Genomic DNA, 23,037 nt, shown 5'->3' on the forward strand with positions numbered 1-23,037 from the left:
TGTCCTTGACCCTTGTTCACGCTGGCGGGTACCCGGGGCGACGACCCCTACACGGCGCCCCGCGGGTCACGCAGGTGACCGGCCGGGGCGCACCCATGCCGCGTGTGCGCCTCAGCGGCAGCCGTCGCGTGTGAGTGCGCCCACTGCGCCGGGTGCACGGGGCATGGGCGACCGGCGCGGGAGGCACGGGCCCGTCGCGAGGCCCGTGTCACTCCGCGGATGTGCACCTCCGCGGCACGAAGGCGCCCCGTTCACGCTGTTCCCGGCCGCCAGCCGTGGCTGTTTGGCTTGACGGGCAGCGCACACAGCCCAGCCGCCCCTCTGTGAACCCACCCACTCCCCAGGCCGCCGCCGGACCCGCTGCCCCGCGCCGTAACCGCCCCGGGAGAGCGCGAAGGGCCCGTCCGCGGCTCAGCCGCGGCTCGCCCTCACTCCCCACGGATGCCCGAGTCACTCGCCGTCGAAGGCCAAGGCTGTGTCCACCCACGTTCGCCCACTCGATCAGGCCGGTCACGCCAGTCACGCCCGTCACGCCCGTCATGTCATCCGTCACGTCCGTCACGTCCGCTCACGTAATGGGAGGGAATGTGTCCGCACCGGAAAGCGCCCCGGAAAGCGCCACCGACGAACAGCAGTTCACCAGCCTGAGCACCCAGGCGGCCCGCCAGCTCGCCACGACGACCAAGTCCGAACCCCAGATGCAGGCCATCACCTCGCGATGGCTGCTCAAGATGCTGCCGTGGGTCGACGTCAAGGGCGGCACCTACCGGGTCAACCGCCGTCTTCAGCTGAGTGTCGGCCGGGGACGGGTGCAGTTCGACCACAACGGCGCCGACGACATCCGGGTGATCCCCGAGACCCTGACCGAACTGCCCGCACTGCGCGGCTTCTCGGACATCGCGGCCCTGCGGGAGATCGCCTCGAAGTTCCGGGTGCGGGAGGTGCGCGCCCGCCAGGTCCTCGTCGACGCGGGACAACCCGTGACGGAGGCGTATCTCGTCGTGCACGGCCGGTTCACCCGCTACACCACGGGCAAGTACGGCGAGGAGGAGGTCATCGGGGTCATCACCGACGGCGACGGCATGGGGGACGAGGCCGTCGGCCGGGACGACCCCCTGTGGCTGAGTTCCGTGCGCGCCGAGACCTCCGGCGTGGTGCTCGCCCTCAACTGGGACGCGCTCACGGCGCTCGTCGAGCGCACACCCTCCCTCGCCTCGCACCTGGACGCCTTCGCGGAGCGGCAGAGCCTGCCCATGAACCGCAAGGGCGAGGCCGATGTCCCCGTGCAGGCGGGACATGTGGGCGAGCCGATCCTCCCGGGCGGCTTCGTCGACTACGACCTCGTGCCGCGCGAGTACGAACTGTCGCTCACCCAGACGGTGCTGCGCGTCCATACCCGGGTCGCCGACCTCTACAACACCCCGATGAACCAGACCGAGCAGCAACTCCGGCTGACCATCGAGGAGATCCGCGAACGCCAGGAGTGGGAACTGGTCAACAACCGCGAGTTCGGGCTGCTGCACAACGTCGACTACGGCCAGCGCATCAGCACGTTCTCCGGTCCCCCGACGCCGGACGACATGGACGAGCTGCTGTCGATGCGGCGCAAGACACGGCTGTTCCTCGCCCATCCGAAGGCGATCGCGGCGTTCTTCCGGCAGTGCAACCGGCGCGGTCTGGTGCCCGGCACCGTGAACGTCGACGGGCACGAGGTGCCCGCCTGGCGCGGCGTTCCGATCTTTCCGTGCGGCAAGATCCCGATCAGTCCGCAGCACACCAGCAGCATCATCGCGCTGCGCACCGGTGAGAAGGACCAGGGAGTGGTCGGCCTCCACCAGACCGGCATCCCGGAGGAGTACGAGCCCTCTCTGAACGTCCGGTTCATGAACGTCGACACCACGGCGATCATGAACTATCTGGTCACCGCCTACTACTCGATGGCCATCCTCGTGCCCGACGCCGCGGGGATCCTGGAGAACGTGCAGGTCGGGTGGACCGCGGAATGAGCGCACCCTCGGCACCCTCGGCGCCTTCCGCACCGTCCACACCATCCACAGGGTTCGCGCTGCCCGCGCCGTCCGCCCCGGCGGCCCCGGCGGCCGGTTCCGGGGCTCCGCCGCCCCCGGCCTCGGAGGCACCAGGGCCGCCGGAGACGGCACCCACGTTCCGGCTGCCCGGACCGCCCCACCCCGTGTTCGCCGCTCGGGGCCGGCGCGGCGGGGCGGTTCCCGGGCTGCGGTACCGGCCCGCCGTCCCCGCCGACCCCGGGAAGGCCGCGGAGGTCGACCGCCGGCTGGAGGCCTGGGCCCGTGGACTGGACCTGTTCCCGCCCGCCTGGACGGGGGACTTCTCGGGGTTCCAGTTCGGCCGGGCCGTCGTCCTCCAGCATCCGGGCGCCGCCGACCTCGAACGCCTCACGGTGGCGGGCAAGTTCCTGCTGGCGGAGAACATCGTCGACAGTTGCTACTGCGAGGCGGAGGAGGGCAGAGGCGGCTCGCCGCGCGGGCTGGGCGGTCGGCTGATCATGGCTCAGTCGGCGCTCGACCCGTACCACGGCACCCCCGAGCTGGAGGAGGAGTGGCGCGGCGGTGTGCGGGCCGACGGGCCGCTCCGCTCGTACCACTTCGCGCTGCGCGACTACGCCGCCTTCGCCACCCCCAGTCAGACCGGCCGGTTCGTGCACGACATGGCCCGCCTGCACATGGGCTACCTGGCCGAGGCCGCCTGGTCGGAGATCCGGTACGTCCCGCACGTGTGGGAGTACCTGGTGATGCGGCAGTTCAACAACTTCCGGCCCTGTCTGTCGATCGTCGACGCCGTGGACGGCTACGAACTGCCCGAGGCGGTCTACGCCCGGCCCGAGATCCAGCGGATCACCGCCCTCGCCTGCAACGCCACCACCATCGTCAACGACCTGTACTCCTTCACCAAGGAGCTGGCCGGCGATCCGACCCACCTGAACCTGCCCCAGGTCATCGCCGCCAACGAACGGTGCGGCCTGAAGGCCGCCTACCTGAAGGCGGTCGAGATCCACAACCGGATCATGGCGGCGTTCGAGGAGGAGTCCGCGGTCCTGTCCGCCACCTCACCCCTGGTCGAGCGCTACGCCCGGGGTCTCGCCGCCTGGGTGTCCGGCAACCACGAGTGGCACGCCACCAACACCCACCGCTACCACCTGCCCGACTACTGGTAACGCGCGGCCATGGCCGACGCCCCACCGCACCACGAGGAGCAACCGTTGACCATCATCGACGCCACCCCGGCAGCCACGCCGGTCCCGGCCCAGTCCACGTACCAGACCCGCGTCGCGGACTACTGGAACGCCGAGGAGAACCCGGTCAACCTCGAACTCGGGAAGATCGACGACCTGTACCACCACCACTACGGCGTCGGCGACGTCGACTGGTCCGTACTCGACGACGGCACCGACCCGGCGACGCGCGGTGAGCGCATCACCGCCGAACTGCACCGTCTGGAGCAGGCCCAGGCCGACCTGCTCGCCTCCCACCTCGGCCCCCTCTCCCCCGCCGACCGCGTCTTCGACGCCGGCTGTGGGCGGGGCGGCGGCAGTGTGGTGGCCCATCTGCGGTACGGCTGTCATGCCGACGGTGTCACGATCTCCCGGAAGCAGGCCGACTTCGCAGCCGAGCAGGCGCGCAAGCGGGGCATCGACGACCGGGTGCGCTACCACCATCGCAACATGCTCGACACGGGCCTGAAGTCCGGCGCGTACGCCGCCTCCTGGAACAACGAGTCCACCATGTACGTAGAGCTGGACCTGCTGTTCGCCGAGCACGCCCGGCTGCTGCGTCGCGGCGGACGCTATGTGACGATCACCGGCTGCTACAACGACACCTACGGGCGCGCCTCACGCGAGGTGTCCCTCATCAACGCCCACTACATCTGCGACATCCACCCACGGTCGGAGTACTTCCGCGCCATGGCCCGCAACCGCCTCGTGCCGGTCCATGTCGAGGACCTGACCGCCGCGACGATCCCCTACTGGGAGCTGCGCAAGAAGGCCGACCACCTGGTCACGGGCATCGAGGACACCTTCCTGAGCGCCTACGGGAACGGCAGCTTCCAGTACCTGCTGATCGTGGCCGACCGCGTCTGACCCAGCGGACCGCGTCGAACGTCCGCCGTGACCGGCGTCGTCCCGGGTGGCACCGGAAACGCCCCCGGCGCGGCGGACGCCTGACCGCATCTCGCGGCGTCGCGGAGATCCATCAGAAGGGCCCTGACGCAAGCTTGACGTCATCGACCGCCGCACCAACGGGCCCCTACGTCACTCTCCGCTTACGCTGGTGGCACCGTCCGCGTGACGGCGGCACCCCGCACCAGCCGCACCTCAGGAGAGCACGTCGATGGCCGCCACCGAACACCCGCCGCCGAGCCGGCTGCGGAGGTGGATGCTGGCGGGCCTCTCCGACATCGCGGGGACCCCGCAGGGACCGCATGCCCAGCCCGAGGCCCCGGACAAGGGCCGGCGGCCGTGGTGGCACGTGATGTGCCTGACCGGTGTCGACTACTTCTCCACCCTCGGCTACCAGCCCGGCATCGCCGCGCTCGCGGCCGGGCTGCTCTCGCCCCTGGCCACCATCGTGCTGGTGATCGTCACCCTGGCGGGGGCACTGCCCGTGTACCGGCGGGTCGCCGAGGAGAGCCCGCACGGGCAGGGGTCGATCTCGATCCTTGAGCGGCTGCTGACGTTCTGGAAGGGCAAGCTGTTCGTCCTCACGCTGCTCGGTTTCGCCGCGACGGACTTCCTGATCACCATCACCCTCTCCGCGGCCGACGCCTCCACGCACCTGGTGGAGAACCCCCATCTGGCCCATGTACTGCACGACCAGCGGATGCTGATCACCCTGATCCTGATCGCGTTGCTGGGGGCGGTGTTCCTCAAGGGCTTCCTGGAGGCGATCGGCGTCGCCGTCGCCCTGGTGGGGGTCTATCTCGCGCTCAACGCGGTTGTCGTGGTGACCGGGCTCTGGCACGTCCTCAGCGCGGAGCATGTGGTCACGGACTGGACGACCGCCCTGATCGCCCAACGCGGGAACGTTTTTGTCATGGTCGGCGTGGCCCTGCTGATCTTCCCGAAGCTGGCGCTGGGCCTGTCCGGCTTCGAAACCGGTGTGGCGGTGATGCCGCACGTCCAGGGCGACCCCGGCGACACCGAGGACAGGCCCGTCGGCCGGATCCGGGACACCAGGAAGCTCCTGACCACCGCGGCGGTGATCATGAGCGTGTTCCTGATCACCACGAGTTTCATCACCACGCTGCTGATCCCGGCGAAGGAGTTCCAGCCCGGTGGCAAGGCCAACGGCCGTGCCCTCGCCTATCTCGCACACGAATACCTGGGCAGCACGTTCGGCACCGTGTACGACGCGTCGACGATCGCCATCCTCTGGTTCGCCGGCGCCTCCGCGATGGCGGGGCTGCTCAACCTGATGCCTCGCTATCTGCCCCGCTACGGCATGGCCCCGCACTGGGCCCGCGCCGTCCGCCCCATGGTGATCGTCTTCACCCTGATCGGGTTCATCGTCACCTGGATCTTCGACGCCAACGTCGACGCCCAGGGCGGCGCGTACGCCACGGGTGTGCTGGTCCTGATCTCCTCGGCGGCGATCTCCGTGACCATCGCCTCGCGCAAGGCCCGCCAGCGGGGCTGGACCATCGGGTTCGGGGTCATCTCCGCCGTGTTCCTCTACACCACGGTGCTGAACGTCATCGAGCGCCCGGACGGTGTGAAGATCGGCGCCTGCTTCATCGCGGGCATCATCCTCGTGTCCCTGCTCTCCCGGCTCACCCGCGCCTTCGAACTCCGCGTCACCGGAGTCGAGCTGGACGACATGGCGCAGCGGTTCGTCCGGGACGTCGCCAGCCGCACCATACGGTTCATCGCCAACGAGCCGGACAACCGGGACCGCGCCGAGTACCGCGACAAGATCGAGCAGATCCGTCACGACAATGACGTCCCGACGGCGGAGGACTTCGTGTTCGTCGAGGTCACGGTCACGGACCCGTCAGAGTTCGAGACCCGCCTCACCGTGCGCGGCGAGGTCCTGCACGACCGCTACCGGGTCCTGACCATGGAGAGCTCCTCGGTCCCCAACGCGCTGGCGGCCCTGCTCCTCCACGCCCGGGACACCACCGGCCAGATCCCGCACATCTACTTCGAGTGGACCGAGGGCAGCCCGTTCCACAACTTCCTGCGCTTCATCCTCTTCGGTCAGGGCGAGGTCGCGCCCGTCACCCGCGAGGTCCTCCGTGAGGCCGAACCCGACCGCTCGCGCCGGCCTCACGTCCACGTGGGCTGAGGTTCAGCGGCCGACGGCGTCCGCCGGGTCCTTCTCACAGGTGGTGTCCCGTGCGGGCAGGTCGCCCGTGCGGAGGTAGTCGTTGACCTGCCGGTGGACGCAGGCGTTCGGGTAGAGGCCGTAGACGCCGTGCACCCGGGCCTTCAGGGTGATCAGACGGGAGTTCGGCATCTTCCGGTGGAGCCCCTGCCCGTTGGCATAGCTGGTGCGCGTGTCGCCGGTGGCCTGCACGATCAGGCCCGGCACGTCGTTGCCGCCGGTCATGGGCGGCTCGACCGGCTCACTCGGCCAGAACGCGCACGGGTGCACGCCGTTGAACAGCGGGCCGAAGAGCGGTGCCGTTGCCCGGCTGCGCTCGATGTTGCCCCGGTACCAGGACAGCTCGCGCGGCGCGGCGCGGTCGGCGCACTGGAGGGCCATCTGCAGGGAGTTCTGGACCTCCGCCTCGTCGTCCGGCGGGCCGAGCGCCGCCTTGAGCGCCTCGGTCGGTTCGACGGTGCGGCCGCGCGCCGCGTCGTGCAGGACCCGGACGGTCTCGGCGGTCCACGCGAACTCCCGGTCGTCGGCCATCGTCATCGCCAGCGCCTGTGGCACCTGCTGGCCGTCGGCGGTGTACGGGCCCACCCTGAGCGGTGTGCGGGCGGCCTGCCGGGCGATCCCCTCGACGGTCGCCCGGACCTTCGCGGCCGAGTCGCCCAGCCCGTAGGTGCCGTGGCGGCGGGCCGCCCACGCCGCCCATGTGTCGAGGTACTCCTCGTTCGCGGAGGTCGCGTCTCGGAACCCCGGGACGTACCACTGGGCCGGGTCTATCGCGCTGTCCAGCAGCAGGCGGTCGACACGGCTCGGGAACATCTGTGCGTAGACCGCGCCTAGGTAGGTGCCGTACGAGATCCCGAAGTACGAGGTCTTCCTCTCGCCCAGCACCGCCCGGAGCAGGTCCATGTCACGGGCGGTGTTACGGGTGGTGAAGTGCCCGAGGTACGACAGGTCCTCGCCGTACACGCGCTGACAGCTCTTCACCAGGTCAGCCTCGTAGCGGGCCTGGGCCCGGAACCCCTCGGCGTCGTACCCGGCGGAGCGCAGCCAGTGCCCGGAGGTGCCGCAGCGCACGGGGCTGCTGCGGCCGACGCCACGTGGGTCCATGCCGATCAGGTCGTAGCGGGCGGCCAGTTCCCGGCCCATCGCGGGCGCGTCGAGCAGCGGCATGTCGAGCGTGATCCCGCCGGGGCCGCCGGAGTTGTGCATCATCAGCCCGATGCGGTTCCTGGTGTCGGTGGCCTTGATGCGGGAGAAACCGATGGTCAGGGTGCGTCCCTCGGGGCGCCGGTAGTCCAGCGGCACCTGAATCCTGGCGCAGCGGGCGCCTGCCTCGTCCAGCTCCTTGTGGTCGCACGCCGTCCAGCGCGGGCGCTGTTCGACGAAGCGGCGCAGGGAGGCGGGGTCATCACCGGTCACGGCGGTCGCCCGGCTCAGGGAGGGTTCGGGGGACGCCTGGGCGAGGGTGGGGCTCGCGGCCGTCCCCAGGGCCGCGGCGAGCGCGCCGGCGGCGAGGGTACGCGTGACGTGGCGCAGGCCCCGCCTGGTAACGGGCCGGGCCCGCACGTCCGGCTCCGGCCGTGCGGGTGGTGATATCGCGGGTGACAAGGCAGCGCTCGATGGCACCGGGTGAGAGGTCGTCATGTCTCGCCAGCCTTCCCGCGCGCCCCAGGCCCCAGCAATCCAGGGCGCCCCCGGGGACGCCCTGGGGCTGTCCCCCGGAAACGGCCTGACGCGCCCGCGGTCACGGCATCCACTGACGCGTAGTCCGCGATCTGTGTTCGCCGCGCCGGCGGCCTCCGCGCCCCGGCAGTCCGCCCGGTGGCGCCGGGCAATGCCGTCGAGGTCGAGGCGCGTACCGAACGCGGGCTGCTCCGCGAGGCGTCGTGGGTACGTCCACAGCCGCCGGTGACCGGCGATACGGGTTACCGCGGCGGCGTCCAGGTGGTGGCGGTGCACCGTGTCCAGCTGGAGCAGCGTCACCGCACGTCCGCGGCGGTCAGCCGGCCGCCGAGCACGTAGGCGTGCGATCCGATCCGCCGCTCCAGCTCGCCCAGTGCGCCCAGCAGGGTGGCGAGCGCCACATGCCCCGCTCACCGAGCCGGGCGGCGGCCCTGGCGGCGTCCTCCGTACCGCACGGGTGGAGGACGGGGCCGTCGCCGCCGAACCGGCGGGGCAGGTCCCGCAGGATGTCGGGGGCGTGAGTGCTGACGACGCGTCCGGACCAGTCGTCGCTGAGCACCGGTGCCACGGCCGGGCCGCGGTGCCGGTGCTCACTGGCGTCGTGCAGCGGGCGCAACGCCAGGTGCCCGCCGCCGGGTGCGTCGGGCACGGCGGGCAGCAGCGTCACCGGCAGGCGGTCGTGAGGCCGCGCAGGCTGTGGGTGACGGCGATCTCCAGGCCGTACGGACAGGACAGCGCGAGGTGGAGCCGGCAGCGGTGCGGCACGGCGTAGTAGCCGCTCCGCGCGTCACGGCCGATCCTGCTCCAGAAGGGCGGCACGCCTGCGGGGGACGGAGCGGACATACGTCTCCCTGGGGGCCTTGGGCACGGGTGCACTGCGGCGACGGCGCGCGCGGCGGCCTCGACGCGGCCGGGGATGCGGGGTTCGTGGGGCGTCAGGCGCGGGCGGTGTCGCCGGGGCAGGCCGGCCCCGAGCTCCCCGTCGCTTTCCCTACCGATTCACCAGGGTGCCCGCTGGGAGTGTCGGCCCGTACCGTGTTCCCGCCGAGAGGGCCTCACCCGGATCGGGGTCGGGACGGCGTCCGGCCGGTCAGGGGTTCGTCCATGCCTCCGGGTCCTCGGCGAGATCCTGGACCTCATCGGGCAGTTCGGCCGTGGCCACGTCGGCCAGGGTGACCTCGCCCAGGATCTTGCGGACGTTGGCGCGTACCGCGATCCACAGGGGCAGCAGCGACTCCGCGGGGCCGACGTAGGAGAGCTCGGGCGGGCGCACGCCCCGTACGGACACCAGCGGCCCGTCCGCCACCCGGATCACATCGGCGATGGCGATCGTGTCCGCGGGCCGGGCCAGCCGGTAGCCGCCCTTCCCGCCGCGCTGGCTGACCACGAGCCCGCCCCGGCGCAGATCGCCCAGGATGCCCTCAAGGAACTTGTGCGGAATGCCCTGCGCCGCGGCGATCGCCTCGGCCTTGAGTGACGCGTCGTCACTCACCGAGGCCAGCTCCAGCGCCGCCCGCACCGCATAGTCCGCCTTGGCCGAGATCCGCATGCGCTGATTATCCGCCACCGCCCCGTCGCTCCGTCACCGGCCCGCACGGTCCGTCAGGAGGGGAGGGCGAACGGCGGGTGCGCGCCGCCCAGGCAGTAGTCCCCGACCTCGCGCAGCCGGGGGGCCACGGGCTCGCGCAGGGTGTGGGTGCGGGCGTTGCGCCAGAAGCGGTCGAATCCGTGCCGTGCGGAGGTGGCACCGGCGCCGATGACATCGAGGGCGTGGGTGGTGATCTCCTGTGCCGCGCGGGCGGCGGCGGCTTCGGCGGCGCCCGCGAGGACGGTGATCTCCGCGCACTCGTCGTCGCCGACGTCCTCGCCACGGGCCAGCCCGTGCACCAGGAACTCGATCGCTTCGCCGGCGAGTGCCGACGCGGCCCGCGCGGCGACGGCGAGTTCCCCGTAGGCGGTCAGCGTGTACGGGTCCTGGGGCGGGCCGCCGGGCCAGGGCCCCTGCGCGGACAGGTGCCGGGAGCCTTGGGCGGCCCTGCTGTACTCGCGGGCCTCACCGAGCAGTCCGTCGGCGACGCCGAGACAGAACTGAGCCGAGAACAGACGCGCCGTCGGCACGGCCAGGCCCGCGAAGGGGGACAGGACGCCCTCGTCCGAGGAGAGGGAGCCGAACACGTCACCGGCCGGGACCGGCACCGAGTCGAACTCGACGCTGCCGCCGGCCGCCAGCCGCTGCCCGAACACGTCCCCGTCACTGACGCAGGTCACGCCGGGGCGGGCGGGGTCGACAAGGACGGCCAGGGGTTCCCCGGTGTCGGACCGTACCGCACGCACCGCCAGCCGGTCGGCGACCGCGACGCCACAGGCGTAGTCCTGGCGGCCGTCCAGCAGGTAACCGTCCCCGGTGGGGGTCAGCCTCAGTGGTGGCTCGTGGGCGGCGAAGCCGCCGCCCCAGCACCACTGCCCCGCCGCGGACTCCCGCTCGACCCGTGCGGCGAGAGCGGGAGCGGCGAAGAACCGCGCGCTGGAGGACAGGAAGTAGTGACAGCCCAGCAGCCGGCCGATGGCCCCGTCGGCCGCCGCGACCGTCCGGACGACGGCGTAGGCCGTGCGCCAGTCCGCGCCTCCCCCGCCGTGTTCGGCCGGTGTCAGCAGCGTCAGCAAGCCCGCCTCACGCAGCCGTGCGACCTCGTCGAGGGGCACCTTCCCGGCCTGCTCACGGTCGACCGCGTCCGTGGCCAGGTCGTCCGCCACCTCGCGGGCCGTGTGCAGCCGGCGGGCGTGTCCGGACTCGGCTTCGTCACCCCCGGCCGTGCACGCGCTTGCGACCGGCCCGCCATACCGAATCCGCAGCATGTCGGCCATCCTCATCCGCCCCCATGACCGGGGTCAATGTTTCCCTAGTAAATCGATAGGAAAACTAGGGAAGCTGGCCGGATCACGACCGATCGGCATTCCGTGATGGCCGGTTCGCGAGGGGAGCGCCGTCGTACCGCAGGCATGCGCTCCCTCGTGCCGACCGCCGGGAACATGCTGATCGGCACACTCAACGGCACCAGCATCGTCAGTGTGCTCGCCGTGCACGACCTGCTGCACGCGGCGATGGGACACGGCGAAGCCCGGGCGAAGCCGAGCGCGCCGTGTCCCTCGCTTCAGGCCGCCGCCACGGCGCCCCGCTCACCTCCGTCACGGTGAATGGGCGTGCCCGAGCCGGTCAGCGGAACGCCCGTCCCTCCCCTGCGGAGCGCGACGATCTCCGCCGCGATGGACAGGGCGGTCTCCTCGGGGGTACGGGCGCCGAGGTCCAGGCCGATCGGTGACCTGAGACGGGCCAACTCCCCTTCCGTGACGCCCACCTCGCGCAGTCGCCGCTCGCGGTCGGTGTGGGTGCGGCGTGAGCCCATGGCGCCGACGAAGGCGACCGGCATCCGCAGGGCGTCCTTCAGCAGGGGCACGTCGAACTTGGCGTCGTGGGTGAGCACGCACAGCACGGTGCGCCCGTCGGTCTCCGTGCTCCGCAGGTAGCGGTGCGGCCAGTCGACGACGATGTCGTCGGCGTCGGGGAAGCGGGCCCGGGTGGCGAAGACGGCGCGGGCGTCGCAGACGGTCACGTGGTAGCCGAGGAACTTGCCCGCGCGCACCAGCGCCGCCGCGAAGTCGATCGCGCCGAAGACGATCATGCGGGGTGGCGGCACGCTCGACTCGACGAGCAGGGTGAGGCCGCCGGGGCAGTGGGAGCCGTCCTCGGAGAGCTCGATCGTGCCGGTGGTGCCGGTGTCCAGCAGGGCCCTGGCCTGGGCGAGCGCCGTGCGATCCAGCTCCGCGTGGCCGCCGAGCCCCCCTTCGTGGGAGCCGTCGGGGCGCACGAGCAGGGCCTGGCCGAGGAGTTCGGCCGGGCCCCGGACGACCCGGGCCAGGGCCGTCGGCTCGCCGCGGGCGGCGGCGAGCAGCGCCGGCCGGAGCACCGGCCTCACCGGCGCGTCCGCGCCGACCGGCGTGACCAGGATGTCGATGACCCCGCCGCAGGTCAGCCCGACCGCGAAGGCGTCCTCGTCGCTGTAGCCGAAGCGTTCGACGACGCTCTCACCGTCCTTCAGCGCCTGCGCGCACAGGTCGTACACGGCGCCCTCCACACAGCCTCCGGAGACCGATCCGATGGCCGTGCCCTCGCTGTCGACGGCGAGGGCCGCACCGGGGCCGCGCGGTGCGCTGCCGCTCACCGCCACGACGGTGGCCACGGCGAAGCTCCGGCCCTCCTCGGCCCAGCGGTGCAGTTCCTCGGCGATGTCAAGCATGTCCGCCAGCCGTCAGCACGCGGTCCGGCCGTATGGGGAGGTTGCGGTGGCGTACCCCGGTCGCGTGCCACACCGCGTTGGCGACCGCCGCCGCGGCGCCGACGATGCCGACCTCGCCGATGCCCTTGATCCCGACGGGGTCGTCCGGGTCCACGTCGTCCACCCAGTCCGCCTCGATGTGGGGGACGTCGGCGTGCGAGGCGACGTGGTAGCCCGCGAGGTCCGCACCGTAGTGTCCGCCCGTGGCCCGGTCCCGGACGGCCTCCTCGTGCAGGGCCATGGAGATGCCCCACGTCATCCCGCCGACGAGCTGGCTGCGGGCGGTCAGCGGGTTGACGATCCGGCCCGCCGCGAAGATGCCGAGCATGCGCCGCACCCGCACCTCGCCGGTGGCGGGGTCCACGGCGACCTCGGCGAACTGCGCCCCGAAGGAGTGCCGTTCCTTCCGGGAGAGGGCGCCGATGGCCGCGGTGGTGTCCGACCGTACGGTGATCCCCTCCGGCGGGATGCCGGTGTTCAGGGCGAGCCGCTCCCGCAGTTCCCCGGCCGCGATCATGACCGCCCACGACCAGGAGCGGGTGCCCGTCGAGCCGCCGGCGATCATCGCCGGTCCCAGGTCGCTGTCGCCGATGTGGACGCGGATCTGGTCCGGTGTGGTCTCCAGCGCGTCGGCGGCGACCAGGGTGAGCGCGGTCCGGGCCCCTGTTCCGATGTCCGCCGCGTTGACCCGCACGGTGAAGGTGCCGTCCGCTTCCGCCGTCACGGCCGCCGTGGACGGTCCGGCTCCCGCGCCGAAGGACGCCGCCGCCGTGCCGGTGCCGAGCAGCCAGCGGCCGTCCCGGCGCAGGCCCGGACGGGGGTCCCGGTCGGCCCAGCCGAACCTGCGGGCACCCTCGCGGAAGCAGGCGAGCAGGTTGCGGCTGCTGAAGGGCAGCCCCGAGACGGGACCGCGCTCGGGTTCGTTGCGCACGCGCAGCTCGATCGGGTCGATACCGCACTTCTCCGCGAGCTCGTCGAGCGCCGACTCCAGCGCGAACGACCCCGGCGCCTCACCCGGCGCCCGCATGAACGTCGGAGTCGGCACGTCGAGCCGTACGAGCCGGTTGGCCGTGTGGTGGGCGTCGGCGTCGTACATCACCCGGGCCGGCGCGGCGCAGGCCTCGATGAACTCGTGCACGGTCGAGGTGAGGCTCAGGGAGCTGTGGTCCAGTGCGCGCAGCCGTCCGTCGGCGTCGGCGCCGAGCCTGACCCGCTGCGTGGTGGGGCTGCGGTAGCCGGTGAGCGAGAACATCTGACGGCGCGTCATGATGACCCGGACGGGCCGCTGGAGCACGGTCGCGGCCATCACGGCGGCCACCTGGTGGGCGCGCAGGCCCTTGCTGCCGAACCCGCCGCCGACGTGCTCGGACCGTACGCGCACCGAGGCCGGGTCGAGGGAGAACATGTTCGCGATCTCGCTCGCGACCCAGAAGGTGCCCTGGTTCGAGTCGACGACTTCGAGTCGCCCGCCGTCCCAGAGGGCCGTCGCCGCGTGCGGCTCCATCGGGTTGTGGTGCTCTTCCGGCGTGGTGTACTCGGCGTCCACGACGACCGCCGACGCGGCGAGTCCAGTCTCCAGGTCGCCCTTCTGCGTCACCGCCGGGCCGAAGTTGTCCAGCGGGTACGCGTCCGGACGGTCGGCGGAGAACGCGACGTCGTGCGGCTCCTGCTCGTAGTGCACGACGAGGGCTTCGGCTGCTTCCCGGGCCTGCTCGGACGTCTCGGCGACGACCAGCGCCACCGGCCACCCCATGTGCGGCACCCGGTCGTGCTGGAAGACGGCGGCGGTCGGGTCGGGGGTGCCGAGCAGCCCCACGTAGTCGGTGTCGACACGCGGGGCGTTCTCGTGGTGCAGCACGGCCAGCACGCCCGGCATGGCGAGGACGGGCGCGGTGTCGACCGAGCGGATGCGGCCGCGGGCGACGGTGGACAGCGCCAGCCAGCCATGGGCGAGTTCGGCGAACGGGATCTCGCCCGCGTACCGGGCCGCCCCCGTCACCTTGTCCCGGCCCTCCACCCGGGTGTGCGCGCTGCCGACGGAGCCCTTGACCGCCCTGGTACCGGTCGTGGTCGTGGCGGTGGTCATCGGGCGGTCTCCTCGGCGAGTTCGGTCAGCACGGCCACCACGAGGTTGCGCATGAGGGTCACCTTGTATCCGTTGTGCGGCAGCGGCTTCGCGGCGGCCAGTTCGGCGTCCGCGGCGGCGGCGAAGGTCTCGGCGTCGGCCGGTGCCCCGGCCAGGGCGCGTTCGGCCGTGCGGGCCCGCCACGGCCGGGACGCCACCGCCCCGAAGGCCAGGCGCACGTCCTGTACGACACCGTCCCGCACGTCGAGCGCGGCCGCGATCGAGCCGATGGCGAAGGCGTAGGAGGCGCGCTCGCGCACCTTCCGGTACCGCGAGTGGGCGGCGACCGGCGCGGGCGGCAGAGTGACGCCCGTGATCAGCGCCCCCGGCGGCAGGGCGGTCTCCCGGTGCGGGGTGTCGCCCACCGGGAGGTAGAACTCGGCGAGCGGCAACTCGCCGGGCCCGTCGGACGTCTCGTACGACACGACGGCGTCGAAGGCCGCCAGCGCCACCCCCATGTCGGAGGGGTGGGTGGCCACACAGTGCGCGGAAGCGCCCAGGATCGCGTGGTTGTGGTGCTCGCCCTCGACGGCGGGGCAACCGCTGCCGGGCACGCGCTTGTTGCACGGCTTGGTCACGTCGGCGAAGTAGCCGCAGCGGGTGCGCTGGAGCAGGTTCCCGCCGACCGTGGCCATGTTGCGCAGCTGACCGGAGGCACCCGCCAGCACCGCCTGCGTCAGCGCCGGGTAACGGCGGCGGACTTCGGGGTGGGCGGCGAGGTCGCTGTTGGTGACGGTCGCGCCGATCCGCAGGCCGCCGTCCGCCGGTACCTCTATGCGGTCCAGCGGGAGTTCACGGACGTCGACGAGGCGGGTGGGCCGCTCGACGCCGGTCTTCATCAGGTCGACGAGGTTGGTGCCGCCGCCGAGGAAACGGGCGTCCGGGTCGGCGTCGAGCAGCGCGAGGGCGCCGGAGACGTCGAGGGCGCGCTGGTAGGCGAACTCCTTCATGCCGCCGCCTCCTCGGCCTTGGCGGTCTCCACCTCGGCCCCGGCGGCGCGGGCGACCGCCTGGACGATGGACACGTACGCGCCACAGCGGCACAGATTGCCGCTCATCCGCTCCCGGATCTCCTCGGGCGTCAGGGGTGGCGGCCCCGCCTCGGGCCGGACGTCGTCGGTGGCGGCGCTCGGCCAGCCCGCGGCGTGCTCCTCGATCACCGCGATCGCCGAACAGATCTGTCCCGGTGTGCAGTAACCGCACTGGTAGCCGTCCAGATCGAGAAACGCCTGCTGCACCGGGTGCAGCCGCTCCCCCTCCGCCACGCCCTCGATGGTCGTGATCTCACGGCCCTCGGCCGCCACGGCGAGTTGCAGACAGGACACGGCCCTGCGTCCGTCGAGCAGGACCGTGCAGGCACCGCACTGCCCCTGGTCACAGCCCTTCTTGGTGCCGGTCAGATCGAGACGCTCACGCAGGGCGTCGAGCAGGGTGGTGCGGTGGTCGACGGACAGCGTGTGCTTCTCGCCGTTGATGTTCAGGGTGATGGCGCTGTACGTCGAGGAGGGGACTGGGGCCATGATCAGCCTTCTTTCGCATATCCGGAGCACGTCGGGGAGACGGTCCGGCAGTCAGACGCATCAGGAGACATATCGGAAGACGACAGATGAGTAGGTGATGTATCAGGAGGTGACCTGAGGGAGGCGGAAACATGAAGGAGAGACGGTGATGGCGCTGTACGTGACGACGCCGGTTCGGGAGCATGCACGGTGGGGGGACACTGAGAGCGACGGCCATCGGCCGCCGGCACCCCCGCACCCAGGGGTAAGGTGCCCTTGACCGGACAGCTGTCCGCCCATAGAAACGTAACGGACAGTTGTCCGGTTAAGCAAGGACGGGTTTTGGCCACGAGCCCGCGAGGAGGACGCGTGCAGAAGAAGGACGCACCTCTGCGCTCGGACGCGCAGCGAAACCGCGAGCGCATCCTGGAAGTCGCGGTGGCCGAGCTGACCCTCTGCGCGGACGCCCCGCTGAGCGCGATCGCCAAGAAGGCGGGCGTCGGGCAGGGCACGTTCTACCGCAACTTCCCCAATCGCGAGGCGCTCGTCCTGGAGATCTACCGCCACGAGATGCAGCAGGTCGCCGACAGCGCCGCCCAGTTGCTCAGCACCCGGGAACCCGACCGGGCGCTGCGCGAGTGGATGGACCACCTCGCCCGGTTCGCCATGACCAAGGCCGGTCTGGCGGACGCGATCCGGCAGGCCACCAGCGGACCGGGGTCCCCGGCGAAACCGGGACACGCCCCGGTGACCGCCGCGGCCGAACTCCTGCTCCACGCCAGCGAAGAGGCCGGCATCATCCGACCGGGAGTGACCGCCGAGGACTTCTTCCTCGCCATCGGCGGCCTCTGGCAGATCGACCCTCACGGGGACTGGCAGCCGCGCGTCACCCGGCTCCTGGACCTGATCATGGACGGACTGCGCGCGGGAGCACCCGGGCGCTGAGCCCTCGCACCGTCACACGAGCCCCTCAAGTACCCAGACGCCACATCGAGGACAACTGGTGCGTGCACGACTGTTGTCCGGATCGGCGCCGGGCGGCTTACATATGGAGGGCTCCGACGAATGCGCTTTCCTGCACTTTCCTGCACCACGAACTCCGGCCGACCCGTGTGGCGTGTCCAGCCGACGAGGGGTGTCCAGCGATGACCAGAAAGCACCGTCCGCAAGGAGGGATCGCCGCAGCCACGCTCGCCCTGGTGCTCACCGCCAGCGCGTGCGGATCGGGCTCCGGCTCCCAGGAATCGTCCGATGACCCCATCCTGATCGGCGTCTCCTTACCCTTGACCGGCGACTTCTCCGAACCCGGCAAGGGCGTCGAAAGGGGCTACAAGGCCTGGGCGAAGATCGTCAACGACCAGGGCGGCCTCCTCGGCCGCAAGGTGGAGTTGAAGATCCTCGACGACCAGTCCAACGCCGACCGCGTCGTCTCCGACTACGAGCAGCTGATCGGCAGGGACGAGGTCGACCTGGTCTTCGGCCCCTTCTCCACCCGGCTCGTCGTCCCCTCCGCGCGTGTGGCCGAGGAGTACGGAATGCTCTTCGTCGAGCCGGCGGGAGCGGCACCCGAGGTCTTCACCCAGGGCTTCGAGAACCTCTTCTACGCCGCTCCGGCCGTCGCCGACGACCACTACAACCACCTGGCCGAGTACCTCCTGGCCATGCCGGAGAGCGAGCGTCCCAGGACGGTCGCGTACGCGGCCATGGACGACCCCTTCGCCCAGGGGACGGCGTACGGGCTGAAGGACAAACTGGAGAAGGGCGGCATCAGGACCGTCGCCGACGAGGTCTACCCGCCCAACACCACCGACTTCGGCAACATCGCCGCCAAGATCGCCGACTCCGGGGCGGACATGGTGGTGGGCGGCACCCAGTACCAGGACGGCGTCAACCTGATCGTCGCCCTCCAACAGCTCGACTACCAGCCGAAGTTGGCCGCCTTCTCCACCGCACCGACCGAACCGGAGTTCGCCAAGGCCATCGGCAACAGGACCGAGGGAATCCTCGCGCCCACCGGTTACACCCAGAAGGCCGACTACCCGAGCAACAAGGAGTTCGTCGAGAAGTACACCGAGCAGTTCGGCGAGGCCCCCGAGGAGGACGAGGCCAACGCCTACACCACGGGGCAGGTCGTCGCGGCGGCCGTCGAGGCGGCCGAGTGCGCCTCCCAGGACCCGGACTGCCAGGGCAAGCTGGTGAAGTGGCTGCGCGGCAACTCGGTGCAGACCGTTGTCGGGCCGCTGAAGTGGGACGACAAGGGCCGCCCCCAGAGCGCGCACATGATCCAGCAGTGGGTGGACGGCGAGATCCAGATCGTGCTCCCCGAGGCACAGCAGGAAACCGATCCGGTCTACCCGAAGCCGAAGTGGTGATGCCCGCGTGCCCTCCGCGAGCCTCGTCTTCCAGAGCGTCGTCCTCGGTGTGCTGCTGGGTGGGCTCTACGCCCTCCTGGCCGCGGGCCTCACCCTCTACTTCGGCGTCATGCGCGTCGTGATGATCGCCCACTCCGCCTTCCTGATCCTCGCCGCCTACCTCGCCTGGTACGCCCATCGGGAGACCGGGATCGACCCGCTGCTCACCCTGTTCGTCACCGTGCCGCTGTTCTTCGCCGCCGGTGTCGCCATGCAGCGGCTGCTCCTCACCCGTCTCCGTCCGGCGACACTGACCATGATGTCGGTGCTGCTCACCTTCTCGGTGGCGCTGGTCATCGAGGGGCTGCTCGGTTACGCGTTCAGCGGCACGCAGCGCCGTATCCGGCTCGGCTACAGCTCGGCGAGCATCGAGTTCTTCGGGGCGCGCGTCGCGGTGGTCAAGCTGATCGCCTTCGGCATGGCGGCGCTCGCCCTCCTCGGGCTCTACGTCCTGATGAAGCACAGCCGGTTCGGCCAGGCGCTGCGGGCCACCATCCAGCACCGCGAAGCCGCCCAGCTGCTCGGTATCGACACCGACCGGATCGCCGGTTACGGCTTCGGGCTCGGCCTCGCCACGGCGGCCGTCGGCGGTACGGCGCTCTCCCTCGACACCACCATCTACCCGTCGCTGCACTGGCACTGGATCGGCCCGCTGATGGCCATCATCGTCGTCGGGGGCCTCGGCAGCGTGCCGGGAGCCGCCATCGCCGCCATGACGCTGGGCATGCTGCAGAGCCTGCTGCAACTGGAGCTCTCCACCACCTGGGCGCAGACCGTCTTCTACGTCGCGCTCTTCGCCACCCTGGCGGTCAGGCCACAGGGATTCTTCGGGGGGCGGCTTGCGCAGAGATTCTGACACCCCGTCGTCCGTCCCGTTCCCGAGGCGCCGACTGCTGCACCTCGGCGCCCTGCTGGCCGCCGTGGCCGTGGCCGTCTCCTTCCCGTCCATGGCCCCGAGCCCGTACGAGATCACCGTGGGCATCGCCATCCTCAACTACGCGGTGCTGTCCACCTCCTGGAACTTCGTCGGCGGCTTCACCGGCTATATCTCCCTCGGGCACGGGGCGTTCGCCGGACTCGGCGCCTACGCGACGGGGCTGCTGGTCGCCAAGGGCGAACTCCCGCCGTTCGCCGCGCTGTTCGTGGCCGCGGCCCTGGTGGCCGTGCTCGCCGTGCCCGTCGGCTACGCCGCCCTGCGGGTGCGCGGCGCCTCCTTCGTCATCGTGTCCATCGCGCTCGTCCTCGTCCTGCTGCTGGTCTTCCAGAGCTGGGCCTCCTTCACCGGCGGCTCCCGGGGGCTGGTCGTACCGCGGCCCTTCCCCGGCATGCTGCGCGCCGAGCACCACCGCACCTTCTACTTCCTCTTCCTGGCGCTGCTCGCGACGGCCCTGCTGGTCTGGTGGCTCATCGACCGTTCGCGGTTCGGCATGGGGCTGAAGGCGATCCGCGAGGACGAGGACAAGGCCCAGTCCCTCGGTACGCCCACCTACACGTACAAGCTGGTGGTCTTCGTCGTCTCCGCCGCCTTCACCGCGCTGGCCGGCGGGCTCTACGCGCTCTGGTTCGGCGATCTCGACCCGGTCTTCCAGTTCTCCATCCTCAGCGGGGCGTACATGGTGCTGATGGCCCTGCTCGGGGGCGTACGCCGGCTGTACGGGCCGCTGCTCGGGGCCGTGGCCGTCGGATACGCCCTGGAGTACGCCAAGGTCGAGTACGGGGACACCCCCCTGCACCTGGTGGTGGCGGGACTGCTCCTGGGGGTGGTCGTGACATTCATGCCGGACGGAGTCATCCCGGCCGCGGCAGCTCTGCTCGGCCGGTTCCGCGACACCGGCCGGACGTCGATCCGGGAGGTGACCGCCGCCGAACTGCGGGGGCGGCGTGAACAGAGCGACGGAAAGGAGGTGAGGGACGGTGAGCGACGCGGAAGGGGCGCCTGAGGTCGGCCGCAAGCCCGCGCGTGAGCCCGAGCTCGGGCCCGGGCCCGAGCCGAGTCTGGCCACCGCAGGGCTCACCAAGGCCTTCGGCGGAGTCACCGCGCTGGACTCCGCCACCGTGAGCTTTCACCACGGCAAGGTCAACGCCCTGATCGGTCCCAACGGCTCGGGCAAGACGACGTTCTTCAACTGCGTCACCGGGATGATCCGCCCGGACGCGGGCCACGTCACCTACCGCGGCCGCGACCTCACGGGATGGCCCTCGCACCGGATCGCCCGCGCCGGCATCGGGCGCTCCTTCCAGCTCTGCCGTGTCTTCCCCCGGATGACCGTGCTGGACAACCTCCTCGCCGCCGTGCGTCCCCGCTCTCTCGCCGGACAGCTCGCGCGCTCGGGCGGGCGCGAGGAGACGGAGCGGGCTCGCGGCTGGCTGACCCGTATGGGCATCGAGCACCTGGAGCGGGCTGAGGCTCGCCACTTGTCCTGGGGGCAGCAGAAGTTGCTGGAGCTCGCGGGGGTGCTGATGAGCGAGCCGGAGCTGATCCTGCTGGACGAGCCGGCGGGTGGTGTCAACCCGGCGCTGATCGACCGCATCTGCGACCTGGTCCGCGAACTCAACGCCGAGGGGCGGACGTTCCTGATCGTCGAGCACAACATGGACATGGTCATGAGCCTCAGCGACCACGTCGTCGTGTTCGACCGGGGGCGGCCGATCGCGCAGGGCCCGCCCTCGGTGATCCAGTCCGACGAACGAGTCCTCGGGGCATACCTTGGCGTCTGACTCTGACTTCCACTCTGACTTCCACTCCGGCCATCGGGCTGACTCGCGCTCTGAGTTCCTGCTCGAACTCGACGACATCCGCGCCGGATACGGCCGGGCCGCCCTGGTCCTGCGTGGGCTGACGGTCCGGGTGCCCGCCGGGGCGATCGTCTGCCTGGTCGGGCCCAACGGCGCGGGCAAGTCCACGGTCCTGAAGGTCGCCAGCGGGCTCCTCACCCCTCGCTCCGGCAGGATCCTCGTCGACGGCGAGGACGTCACCGGCAGCGGACCGCAGCGCATGCTGGCCGCGGGAGTGGCCCATGTCCTCCAGGGTCACAGCGTCTTCAGCGAGATGACGGTCGCCGAGAACGTCCTGCTGGGCGGCTACACCCTGCGGGACAAGGCGCTCCTCGCCGAGCGGGTGGCGTTCGTGCGGGATCTCTTCCCTGTCGTGGCCGAGCGATGGACGGACCTCGCCGGGCTGCTCTCCGGCGGCCAGCAGAAGCAGGTGGAGTTCGCGCGCTCGCTGATGGTCAGCCCCCGGGTGGTGCTGCTCGACGAGCCGTCCATGGGCCTCGATCCCAAGGCGACCGGTGCCGTCTTCGAGCAGATCGTACGGATGCGGGACGCGGGGACCGCCGTCCTGCTCGTCGAGCAGAACGCGCGCCGTGCCCTGGAGGCCGCCGACACCGGCTGCGTCCTCGACCTCGGCCGGGTCCATGTCTCGGGACCGGCACGGGAATTGCTCGCCGATCCACAGCTCGGCGAGCTCTATCTCGGAGGGCGCCCCGCCCGTCACTGAGCGGTTCCGGACCACGAGACGCCCGCGCACCTCAAGGGGCGCGGGGAACTGCGCGACAAGCCACGAACCGGCCCGCGGCCGACCACCGGCAAAAACCCGGGCAGACGAGACCGCTCCGGCCACGCCCCGCGAGTGCATCCCGCCGCAAAGGAGCGAAGGGCATGTTGATACGACCCAGAAGGCACACGGCCGCCGTTCTCGCAGGGGCTGTCGCCCTCCTGACCACCCTCACCGCGACCCCCGCCGAAGCCGGGAGCCACCCCACCCCTGTACACCCCTCTCTGCGAGAGCACCTGGCGGCGTACTACGACTTCGAGCACCCCGTGCGCGGTGCCCCGGCGAAGGAGCGGGACCTGGGCTTCTCGCGAACCGACATCGAGCTGGTGAACGGCGGGGCCCGGATGCGGACGCCGGACGGGGCACACCGGGGCAGCCGGGCCTCGCTCCAGGTCGGACAGGTGAACCCGCGGACCGCGGGCAACGACGACTGGAAGGCGGGTGTCCACGGCCCGTCCGGTGTTCCGACGCTGGGGGCCTTCAACGCGGTCGAGGGAGTCACCGTCATGGGCTGGTTCAAGGCGACCGGCCCGAACCCGGCCCCCAACAGCAACACGGCCGCCCCGGACGACCGCTACGGCGCGGTCGGCCTGGCCGGAGTGCTGTCGGGGGACTCCGACGGCCACGCGGTGCGGGCCCTGCTGGAGATCATCGATGTGAACGGCGAGCTGCGGCTGGTCGCCCTCGGCCGACGCGTCGACGGGGCGGGTTCGCAGACCTTCGCCGCCTCCCGGGACTGGCGGACCCTGCTGCCGGACGGTGAGTGGGTCTTCCTCGCCGCCACCTTCGACTTCGGCACCGGAGCCATGGCGCTGTACCGCAACGGGCAGCGGCTCGACGGCTTCTACACGGTTCCCGGCGATCCCTGGGACCTGTCGGGACCGGGGCCGCACCGGTCCTCGCCCACCGACCCCCGGGGCATCAAGATCGGCGGCAGCTTCCCGCAGAACACCGCGGAGCGCAATCCCTGTTCCTGCCGCATGGACAGCCTGATGTTCCTGAACCGGGCGGTGGACGGGGAGCACATACGGGCCCAGTACCGCCTGGTGACCAGCCTCTGACCCTGCCCCCCTG

General features: G+C 71.4%; 18 protein-coding genes and 2 pseudogenes. 12 read left to right on the plus strand and 8 right to left on the minus strand.

All coding sequences use genetic code 11. The annotated features are described in order from the left end of the window. The first annotated feature begins 587 nt into the window (after nucleotides 1–587). The 4 genes from IE262_RS03325 to IE262_RS03340 all read left to right on the plus strand — a co-directional run bounded on the left by IE262_RS03325 (nucleotide 588) and on the right by IE262_RS03340 (nucleotide 6,320). Nucleotides 588–2,006, plus strand: a complete 1,419-nt coding sequence (locus IE262_RS03325; protein WP_229877069.1) for a family 2B encapsulin nanocompartment shell protein — start codon at nucleotides 588–590, stop codon at nucleotides 2,004–2,006. Further along, the gene (locus IE262_RS03330; protein WP_229877070.1) at nucleotides 2,003–3,193 is read left to right on the plus strand and encodes a family 2 encapsulin nanocompartment cargo protein terpene cyclase; all 1,191 of its coding nucleotides are present in this window, start codon (nucleotides 2,003–2,005) and stop codon (nucleotides 3,191–3,193) included. Before IE262_RS03325 ends, IE262_RS03330 begins: the two co-directional genes overlap by 4 nt. A gap of 45 nt (nucleotides 3,194–3,238) precedes the next feature. Then, nucleotides 3,239–4,117 carry a geranyl diphosphate 2-C-methyltransferase gene (locus IE262_RS03335; RefSeq protein ID WP_134031631.1) on the plus strand — a complete coding sequence of 293 codons (879 nt, stop codon included), beginning with the start codon at nucleotides 3,239–3,241 and terminating at the stop codon, nucleotides 4,115–4,117. Nucleotides 4,118–4,367: 250 nt separating this feature from the next. Further along, nucleotides 4,368–6,320, plus strand: coding sequence for an APC family permease (locus IE262_RS03340; protein WP_134030644.1), 1,953 nt, complete (start codon nucleotides 4,368–4,370; stop codon nucleotides 6,318–6,320). Between the two features lie 3 nt (nucleotides 6,321–6,323). On the opposite strand, the gene IE262_RS03345 is transcribed toward IE262_RS03340, so the two are convergent. The 4 genes and pseudogenes from IE262_RS03345 to IE262_RS03360 form a co-directional block, all read right to left on the minus strand. Then, nucleotides 6,324–7,922 (minus strand): alpha/beta hydrolase, encoded by a 1,599-nt coding sequence (locus tag IE262_RS03345; protein WP_229877071.1) that lies wholly within the window; start codon nucleotides 7,920–7,922, stop codon nucleotides 6,324–6,326. Between the two features lie 216 nt (nucleotides 7,923–8,138). Continuing rightward, nucleotides 8,139–8,882: pseudogene (locus IE262_RS03350) on the minus strand (glutathione S-transferase family protein); the annotation flags it as partial. Nucleotides 8,883–9,129: 247 nt separating this feature from the next. Then, nucleotides 9,130–9,588, minus strand: a complete 459-nt coding sequence (locus tag IE262_RS03355) for an RrF2 family transcriptional regulator (protein WP_189871122.1) — start codon at nucleotides 9,586–9,588, stop codon at nucleotides 9,130–9,132. A gap of 53 nt (nucleotides 9,589–9,641) precedes the next feature. Then, on the minus strand, nucleotides 9,642–10,895 hold the full coding sequence (locus IE262_RS03360; RefSeq protein WP_189871124.1) for an acyl-CoA dehydrogenase family protein: 1,254 nt from the start codon (nucleotides 10,893–10,895) through the stop codon (nucleotides 9,642–9,644). 126 nt (nucleotides 10,896–11,021) lie between these two features. Between IE262_RS03360 and IE262_RS40475 the strand changes: the two are divergent. Continuing rightward, a pseudogene (locus IE262_RS40475) lies at nucleotides 11,022–11,138 on the plus strand (amino acid ABC transporter permease); the annotation flags it as partial. Between the two features lie 53 nt (nucleotides 11,139–11,191). On the opposite strand, the gene IE262_RS03370 reads toward IE262_RS40475, so the two are convergent. From IE262_RS03370 to IE262_RS03385, 4 genes are read right to left on the minus strand one after another with little or no spacing between them, the layout of a single operon-like run. Next, entirely contained in the window at nucleotides 11,192–12,334 is a 1,143-nt protein-coding gene (locus IE262_RS03370; RefSeq protein WP_189871126.1) for an XdhC family protein, read from the minus strand. Next, on the minus strand, nucleotides 12,327–14,459 hold the full coding sequence (locus IE262_RS03375; RefSeq protein ID WP_189871128.1) for a xanthine dehydrogenase family protein molybdopterin-binding subunit: 2,133 nt from the start codon (nucleotides 14,457–14,459) through the stop codon (nucleotides 12,327–12,329). The genes IE262_RS03370 and IE262_RS03375 overlap by 8 nt, the downstream gene beginning before the upstream one ends. Further along, complete coding sequence (locus IE262_RS03380; RefSeq protein ID WP_189871130.1) at nucleotides 14,456–15,448, minus strand: FAD binding domain-containing protein; 993 nt, start codon at nucleotides 15,446–15,448, stop codon at nucleotides 14,456–14,458. Before IE262_RS03380 ends, IE262_RS03375 begins: the two co-directional genes overlap by 4 nt. Next, a complete protein-coding gene (locus IE262_RS03385; protein WP_189871132.1) occupies nucleotides 15,445–16,017 on the minus strand; it encodes a (2Fe-2S)-binding protein in 573 nt (190 codons plus the stop codon). The genes IE262_RS03380 and IE262_RS03385 overlap by 4 nt, the downstream gene beginning before the upstream one ends. 348 nt (nucleotides 16,018–16,365) lie before the next feature. Here IE262_RS03385 and IE262_RS03390 point away from each other — a divergent pair, with 348 nt between their 5' ends. The 7 genes from IE262_RS03390 to IE262_RS03420 all read left to right on the plus strand — a co-directional run bounded on the left by IE262_RS03390 (nucleotide 16,366) and on the right by IE262_RS03420 (nucleotide 23,024). Next, the gene (locus IE262_RS03390; protein WP_189871134.1) at nucleotides 16,366–16,941 is read left to right on the plus strand and encodes a TetR/AcrR family transcriptional regulator; all 576 of its coding nucleotides are present in this window, start codon (nucleotides 16,366–16,368) and stop codon (nucleotides 16,939–16,941) included. Nucleotides 16,942–17,141: 200 nt separating this feature from the next. Further along, complete coding sequence (locus tag IE262_RS03395) at nucleotides 17,142–18,368, plus strand: amino acid ABC transporter substrate-binding protein (protein ID WP_189871136.1); 1,227 nt, start codon at nucleotides 17,142–17,144, stop codon at nucleotides 18,366–18,368. Nucleotides 18,369–18,375: 7 nt separating this feature from the next. Then, nucleotides 18,376–19,263 (plus strand): branched-chain amino acid ABC transporter permease, encoded by an 888-nt coding sequence (locus tag IE262_RS03400; protein ID WP_134030674.1) that lies wholly within the window; start codon nucleotides 18,376–18,378, stop codon nucleotides 19,261–19,263. After that, nucleotides 19,247–20,347 carry a branched-chain amino acid ABC transporter permease gene (locus IE262_RS03405; protein ID WP_229877073.1) on the plus strand — a complete coding sequence of 367 codons (1,101 nt, stop codon included), beginning with the start codon at nucleotides 19,247–19,249 and terminating at the stop codon, nucleotides 20,345–20,347. Before IE262_RS03400 ends, IE262_RS03405 begins: the two co-directional genes overlap by 17 nt. Continuing rightward, nucleotides 20,322–21,125: an ABC transporter ATP-binding protein gene (locus IE262_RS03410; RefSeq protein WP_229877074.1), complete on the plus strand. Its 804-nt coding sequence runs from the start codon at nucleotides 20,322–20,324 to the stop codon at nucleotides 21,123–21,125. The genes IE262_RS03405 and IE262_RS03410 overlap by 26 nt, the downstream gene beginning before the upstream one ends. After that, entirely contained in the window at nucleotides 21,115–21,906 is a 792-nt protein-coding gene (locus IE262_RS03415) for an ABC transporter ATP-binding protein (RefSeq protein ID WP_229877075.1), read from the plus strand. The genes IE262_RS03410 and IE262_RS03415 overlap by 11 nt, the downstream gene beginning before the upstream one ends. Nucleotides 21,907–22,067: 161 nt before the next feature. After that, nucleotides 22,068–23,024: a LamG-like jellyroll fold domain-containing protein gene (locus IE262_RS03420; RefSeq protein WP_134030677.1), complete on the plus strand. Its 957-nt coding sequence runs from the start codon at nucleotides 22,068–22,070 to the stop codon at nucleotides 23,022–23,024. Nucleotides 23,025–23,037 lie beyond the last annotated feature (13 nt).

This window comes from Streptomyces bluensis, assembly GCF_014650715.1.
In the GTDB taxonomy this organism is placed as follows: domain Bacteria; phylum Actinomycetota; class Actinomycetes; order Streptomycetales; family Streptomycetaceae; genus Streptomyces; species Streptomyces bluensis.

Excerpts from the sequence above, each read along its gene's own strand:
- IE262_RS03395 (WP_189871136.1), top strand. The coding sequence starts at position 17,142 with ATGACCAGAAAGCACCGTCCGCAAGGAGGGATCGCCGCAGCCACGCTC.
- IE262_RS03370 (WP_189871126.1), bottom strand. The coding sequence starts at position 12,334 with ATGCTTGACATCGCCGAGGAACTGCACCGCTGGGCCGAGGAGGGCCGG.
- IE262_RS03340 (WP_134030644.1), top strand. The coding sequence starts at position 4,368 with ATGGCCGCCACCGAACACCCGCCGCCGAGCCGGCTGCGGAGGTGGATG.
- IE262_RS03375 (WP_189871128.1), bottom strand. The coding sequence starts at position 14,459 with ATGACCACCGCCACGACCACGACCGGTACCAGGGCGGTCAAGGGCTCC.
- IE262_RS03380 (WP_189871130.1), bottom strand. The coding sequence starts at position 15,448 with ATGAAGGAGTTCGCCTACCAGCGCGCCCTCGACGTCTCCGGCGCCCTC.
- IE262_RS03360 (WP_189871124.1), bottom strand. The coding sequence starts at position 10,895 with ATGCTGCGGATTCGGTATGGCGGGCCGGTCGCAAGCGCGTGCACGGCC.
- IE262_RS03355 (WP_189871122.1), bottom strand. The coding sequence starts at position 9,588 with ATGCGGATCTCGGCCAAGGCGGACTATGCGGTGCGGGCGGCGCTGGAG.
- IE262_RS03330 (WP_229877070.1), top strand. The coding sequence starts at position 2,003 with ATGAGCGCACCCTCGGCACCCTCGGCGCCTTCCGCACCGTCCACACCA.
- IE262_RS03385 (WP_189871132.1), bottom strand. The coding sequence starts at position 16,017 with ATGGCCCCAGTCCCCTCCTCGACGTACAGCGCCATCACCCTGAACATC.
- IE262_RS03420 (WP_134030677.1), top strand. The coding sequence starts at position 22,068 with ATGTTGATACGACCCAGAAGGCACACGGCCGCCGTTCTCGCAGGGGCT.